This window comes from Bartonella sp. AA97HXZ (genome assembly GCF_042196985.1).
Taxonomy (GTDB): Bacteria; Pseudomonadota; Alphaproteobacteria; order Rhizobiales; family Rhizobiaceae; genus Bartonella.
Map to the genome: position 1 here is coordinate 1 of NZ_JBHIRC010000071.1, position 1448 is coordinate 1448.

Annotated in this window: 2 protein-coding genes; both read right to left on the bottom strand. The window is 46.4% G+C overall.

Annotated features, from left to right (window positions below; all coding sequences use genetic code 11):
* Positions 1-32 precede the first annotated feature (32 nt).
* Positions 33-551 (bottom strand): phage major tail tube protein, encoded by a 519-nt coding sequence (locus ACFINE_RS09710; RefSeq protein WP_375621887.1) that lies wholly within the window; start codon positions 549-551, stop codon positions 33-35.
* Between the two features lie 3 nt (positions 552-554).
* Positions 555-1448, bottom strand: an 894-nt coding sequence (locus ACFINE_RS09715) for a phage tail sheath family protein (protein WP_375621888.1), incomplete at its 5' end; no start/stop codon positions are given.

Genomic DNA, 1448 nt, shown 5'->3' on the forward strand with positions numbered 1-1448 from the left:
ATGCTGGTTTGTAAACTTGTCATGATCAATTCCTATAAATTGAGAATAGAGCGGCGGCGAGAACCGATCTCTTGCCCGTTGCGGACAAGCCAGCCGCCCCGTTTAAAAGAAAAGCGGTGCAAAACAGAACCATCCCAAAATTCCGTATAATCCCAAATATTTTTGATCTCGCAATCATAGCCTGTCGCTTTTCCAGCCGTTAAGCCTTCGCTATCGACTTTGACCAACCGCCCTGTCACATCAATGGAATGCTCATGCTCACGCCCATCTTCTTCAGAGATCACATGTTTTTTGCCAGTGAATTTATGACGAAGACCAGGAGGACCACCAAAGATGCCGATAATTTCGGGGGTATGGCTGCGGATTTTCATTTGCAAGCCAAGGGCTTTGACACCAAGACCGCTCACATCAATTTGCATATCAGAGCCCCCTGGTTGATAGGTTTCTGTAATTTCTTCCAACGTGGGCAGTTTCAATGTTTCAAGATCAAGGTGAAGATTCACATCATCATCAACAATCAAGGTAAAACCGCGTACAATGCGTAAAGTCATGCTTTAACTCCTTGCTGCTTTGCGATAAGTTTCAAGCGTATCGCCAAATTGATAAGTCATTTTCTTTTGGATATCTTCAGCCAAACGATCAAAATAAGCGCTATTGCGCCGGCTGCCGAAACTCAAATCTTCTAAAGGTGGTACTTCTTCTGCATCAAATTCCACCCGCAATTTTCCCAATTGTAAAGTGCTGTTGGAATTTAAATCGCGGTCAAACCAAACACGGCCACCCAAAAGCGCACCACGCGCAATCAGATCATCAAGAAAGCTGGTCAAAGAGCGGGTAATGGCAATAACATGTTGGCCAGTAAGGTTTTCATCATTCGCCCAAGGGCGCAAATTGTTAATGATGGTTTTTTCCAAGGCTGCACGGGTGCGCACCACATTGACAAAGCGCCACAATGGGTCACTGGAGGTGGTATGATTTCCCCATAAAATGCGCCCATTGGCAGCCATTTGCCCATGCGCATTTTGACTAAGTCGTGCTGGAATAAAGGTCGCAATATCGGCTTGGTTAAGGCGATTTGCCTCATGATCAATTTCCCCATCAAAATAGCTAATGGGGCGTGCTGTCCCTAAAATGCCATGCACATCTTGGTTGGAAGGAGACCAAAAAACACCGCCCCTTTGCTTGTCCCGTTTGATAAACATGGCTGCTGCAAAAGGACTCGCGGGTTTAACACTAACACCCCCCTCACGATTTGCCACCCGTACAAAGGGGTCAATCAAATAACAAAAGCGTGAGGAAAAATCTGCACGATAGGCAAGGCTTTCTTCCGCATTTTTACCACCCGTATCAAACACGGCAATGGCTTGCAACTTTTCTGCCACTTGTTCCAGTGCATCTGCCACGGGGTTTTTGCCATTGTCAATCCGCCCTGCACTATAAGCCGGTGC